The 4,212-nt window shown below is 62.0% G+C and carries 5 protein-coding genes and 1 pseudogene; 1 reads left to right on the top strand and 5 read right to left on the bottom strand.

Annotated elements, in window-relative coordinates; all coding sequences use genetic code 11:
* The 4 genes and pseudogenes from ENZ75_RS23210 to petA all read right to left on the bottom strand — a co-directional run.
* A pseudogene (locus tag ENZ75_RS23210) lies at positions 1-300 on the bottom strand (phosphatase PAP2 family protein); the annotation flags it as partial.
* Positions 301-427: 127 nt separating this feature from the next.
* A complete protein-coding gene (locus ENZ75_RS23205) occupies positions 428-1,300 on the bottom strand; it encodes a cytochrome c1 (protein WP_013529986.1) in 873 nt (290 codons plus the stop codon).
* 28 nt (positions 1,301-1,328) lie between these two features.
* Positions 1,329-2,630 (bottom strand): cytochrome b N-terminal domain-containing protein, encoded by a 1,302-nt coding sequence (locus ENZ75_RS23200; RefSeq protein ID WP_013529985.1) that lies wholly within the window; start codon positions 2,628-2,630, stop codon positions 1,329-1,331.
* A 17-nt stretch (positions 2,631-2,647) separates the two neighbouring features.
* Positions 2,648-3,208 (bottom strand): ubiquinol-cytochrome c reductase iron-sulfur subunit, encoded by a 561-nt coding sequence (gene petA, locus ENZ75_RS23195; RefSeq protein WP_013529984.1) that lies wholly within the window; start codon positions 3,206-3,208, stop codon positions 2,648-2,650.
* A gap of 315 nt (positions 3,209-3,523) precedes the next feature.
* Between petA and ENZ75_RS23190 the strand changes: the two genes are divergently transcribed.
* A complete protein-coding gene (locus ENZ75_RS23190) occupies positions 3,524-3,868 on the top strand; it encodes a cupin domain-containing protein (RefSeq protein ID WP_013529983.1) in 345 nt (114 codons plus the stop codon).
* Positions 3,869-3,871: 3 nt separating this feature from the next.
* Here ENZ75_RS23190 and ENZ75_RS23185 read toward each other — a convergent pair whose 3' ends face one another.
* A complete protein-coding gene (locus tag ENZ75_RS23185) occupies positions 3,872-4,183 on the bottom strand; it encodes a DUF6665 family protein (RefSeq protein WP_013529982.1) in 312 nt (103 codons plus the stop codon).
* Between the last annotated feature and the right edge of the window lie 29 nt (positions 4,184-4,212).

Genomic DNA, 4,212 nt, shown 5'->3' with positions numbered 1-4,212 from the left:
GAATTTGGGCAGCGTTTCCTTGTTGAATTTCGGCCCCATGACGTTGGCGAAGCGCCAGACATTCTCGTCGGCATCGGCGACGGCGCTGGCTACCATCTCGGGCGTGCGTGTCACCTGCAGCATCAGCACCTCGCCGAGTTCGGCCTTGGTCTGCGCCGAATCGTTTGCCGGCGGCGGCGGCAGGATCATCGTCAGGTCGACATCCTTGTTGGTGACGAAAGGCTGGGCGTCTTCCGCTTGCGCGGCCGAGCCGACGATGAGCAGCAACAGGCCTGCCGCGAGCGATGCGTATCTTTTCATGGGTGCGATCCTTTGATGAGAGCAGCACAGGATCGCCGGATGCGGTGACGGCCATGTGACATGGCCGGCTTCTGGAAATGCAAAAGGGCGCCTCTCGGCGCCCTTCGTGATCACTTGATCGTGTGGCTTAATGCGCCACGCCTTCCCACACCTTGCGCTTGGTGAGATAGACCAGCGCGCCGAACAAAAGCAGGAACACCAGAACGCGAAAACCGGTCTTCTTGCGGTCTTCCATATGCGGCTCGGCCGCCCATGCCAGGAAGGCGGAGACGTCGCGGGAATACTGGTCGATGGTCTGCGGCGCACCGTCATCATAGGTCACCTGACCATCGGAGAGCGGCTTGGGCATCTTCAGCGACACGCCGGACATGAAGTACGGATTGTAGTGGGTGCCTTCCGGGATGACCATGCCGGCCGGCGGTGTCTGGTCGTAGCCGGTCAGCAGCGAGTGGATATAGTCGGGGCCGCCCGCGTCGTACTGGGTAAAGATATCGAAGACGAACTGCGGAAAACCGCGTTCGACACCGCGAGCCTTGGCCAGCAGGGACATGTCTGGCGGAGCAGCACCGCCATTGGAGGCAGCGGCGGCTTCCTCATTGGCGAAGGGCGGCGGGAAGTGGTCGGACGGCTTGCCCGGACGGTCGAACATGTCGCCGGCATCGTTGGGACCGTCGTGGATGGTGTACTCGGCCGACAGCGTCTTGATCTGCGCATCGGAATAGCCGAGGTCCGACAGCGTGCGGAACGCCACCAGGTTCATCGAATGGCAGGCCGAGCAGACTTCCTTGTAGACCTTGAGGCCGCGCTGCAGCTGCGCCTTGTCATAGGTGCCGAATGGGCCAGTGAAACTCCAGTCCATTTCCTTCGGCTCGTCGATCGGGAAATGCGTCGGATTGGCCACATTGTGTGCCTCTTCGGCGGCGATCGCCCGAGTGCCCGCGGCCCCAGCGGCGACGGCCACAAGGCCGATCAGCGCCAGCGAGGTGAGAATCTTTTTCATGCCAAATCCCCTTAGATTCTCTACCCGCTCAGCCTTTGGTTTCCGGAGCCGCCGTAGCGCCCGCCGGATGTCCGCTGCCGCCCTTGTTCTTCTCGAGCACCGCCTCGGTGATCGAGTTCGGCAACCGTCGCGGCGTCTCAATCAGGCCGAGCACCGGCAGCGCGATCAGGAAGAAGGCGAAGTAGAACAATGTCGCCATCTGCGCCATGAACACATAGCTGCCTTCTGCCGGCTGCGAGCCCAGCCAGCCAAGCAGGATGGCATCGGCCACGAACAGCCAGAAGAACAGCTTGTACCAGGGCCGGTAAACCGCCGAGCGCACCTTCGAAGTGTCGAGCCACGGCACCAGGAACAACATGACGATGGCGCCGAACATGCATAGCACGCCGCCGAGCTTGGAGTTGATCGGCCCGACATTGAAGGTGATGGCGCGCAGGATCGCGTAGAACGGCAGGAAGTACCATTCGGGCACGATGTGGGCCGGCGTCTTCAGCGGGTTGGCGACGATGTAGTTGTCGGGATGGCCGAGATAGTTCGGCAGGTAGAAGACGAAATAGGCGAAGAAGAACAGGAACACGATCATGCCGAACGCGTCCTTGATGGTCGCGTAGGGGGTGAAGGCCACGGTGTCGGTCTTCGACTTGACCTCGATGCCCGTCGGGTTCGACTGGCCGACGACATGCAGCGCCCAGATGTGCAGCACGACAACGCCGGCGATCATGAACGGCAACAGATAGTGCAGCGCAAAGAAACGGTTCAGCGTCGGGTTGTCGACGGCAAAGCCGCCGAGCAGCAGCTGCTGGATCCAGTCGCCGACCAGCGGAATGGCGCTGAAGAAGCCGGTGATGACGGTGGCGCCCCAGAAGCTCATCTGGCCCCATGGCAGCACGTAGCCCATGAAGCCGGTCGCCATCATCAGGAGATAGATGATGCAGCCGAGGATCCACAGCAGTTCGCGCGGCGCCTTGTAGGAGCCGTAATAGAGGCCACGGAAGATGTGGATGTAGACGGCGACGAAGAAAAACGAGGCGCCGTTCGAATGCATGTAGCGCAGCAGCCAGCCCGAATTCACGTCGCGCATGATCTTCTCGACCGAGCCGAAGGCCAGATTGGTGTCGGCCGTGTAATGCATGGCCAGCACGATGCCGGTCAGGATCTGCGCCACCAGCATGATCGACAGGATGCCGCCAAAGGTCCATGCATAGTTGAGGTTGCGCGGCACCGGATAGGCAACGAAGCTGTCATAGACCAGCCGCGGCAGCGGCATGCGGGCGTCGAACCAGCGTCCGAGACCGGTTTTGGGCGTATAGGTCGAGTGTCCCTCGCTCATCGAAATATCCCCCTGCCTCAACCGATAAGGATCTTGGTATCGGAAATGAACTTGAATACCGGAACCGCCATGTTCTCCGGCGCCGGGCCTTTGCGGATGCGGCCGGCGGTGTCGTATTGCGAACCGTGGCACGGGCAGAACCAGCCGCCGAAATCGCCTTCCTGGCCAAGCGGAATGCAGCCGAGATGCGTGCAGACCTGAACCATCACCATCCAGGCTTCCTTGCCGGGCGTGGTGCGATTGGCGTCGGTCGCCGGTGCGTCGGCCGGCAGATTGGCGTTGCGGGCGATCGGATCCTTGAGATCGGCCAGCTTGACCGCCTCGCCGTCCTTCATTTCCTGTTCGGTGCGGTTGCGGACCACGACCGGCTTGCCGCGCCATTTGACGATCAGCGACATGCCCGGCGTCAGCGAGGCGACGTCGACTTCGACCGAGGCGAGCGCCAGCGTCGAGGCGTCAGGGCGCATCTGGTCGATGAACGGCCACGCGAAAGCACCCGCGCCGACCACTGCGGCCATGCCGGTGGCGACGTAGAGAAAATCACGACGGTTGGGATCCTGGGTGTCGGTTGCGCTCACGGGTGCCTGATCCTTTCGCCTCTTCCGTGCCGGTGGTTGAGCCTTGTTCCCCGCTCAAATTACGCCAACCCGACAGCGCATGGCGAACAGGCTTGCGAATTCCTCCGGCATTTGGACTTCGGTTTATGCGTGAAGCCCGTTTTTGTCCAGACGGGTGAAGGCACAAGGGCAGATTGTCGCGGGGACAAAATCCGCCGCCGGTCAACACGACGCCGGATAGCCGCCAACCATCACTAAACAACCGGGAAACACCCGCAAATCCGACGCCCTTGTTCGGCTCGACACAAGGCCCCAGCCGGGTCTATCCTTGTCATCATGGCACACGTCATAGACCGCGACACCTGGGCCGTTCGCTCGGACCATTGGAAGGGCGAGTTGCAATGTGGCGCCTACGGCTCCAACTCCTGCCTGATCTTCAACTATCTGCCTGATGTCGGCGGCGGCCCGCGCCTGCACACACATCCCTACGCGGAGATCTTCATCATCCGCCAGGGCACCGGCCTGTTCACTGTCGGCGACCAGGAAATCGAGGCATCCGCCGGCCAGATCCTGATCGTGCCACCCAATACGCCGCACAAATTCACCAATCTCGGCCCAGGCCCGCTGGAAACGACCGACATCCACGAGAATGGCAGCTTCATCACCGAATGGCTGGAGTGATCCCTATTTCGCGCCGAGCCTGGCCAGCACCGCTTTCGGGATGTTGTATTCACGAATGACGGCATCGTGCTTGCGCAAGCCGCACAGCTCGCGCTGGATGAAATAGCCATGCACCGCCTCGGCGGCATCCTTGAGCAGAAGGGGGCGCAGTTGCTCGTCGGCATTGTCGCGCAGCCTGGCCAGCGTTTCCTCTACCCGCTGGCCGGCGCGGCCGAGTGCTGCCGCCTTTTCCGCCAATATTTCATGGCCGAGCGCGTCGAAGGCGGCTTCGGCGGCCGAGGCGCCGGCAAGATGAGATGGCGGACGCAAGGACATTTCAGCCTCCTTTCCCGAAAACCATGCGG

The organism is Mesorhizobium sp. M7A.F.Ca.CA.002.04.1.1 (assembly GCF_004022805.1).
GTDB classification, from domain to species: domain Bacteria; phylum Pseudomonadota; class Alphaproteobacteria; order Rhizobiales; family Rhizobiaceae; genus Mesorhizobium; species Mesorhizobium ciceri.
Note: the sequence above shows the minus strand (reverse complement) of the source record. Positions and strands in the feature narration are given on the sequence as shown.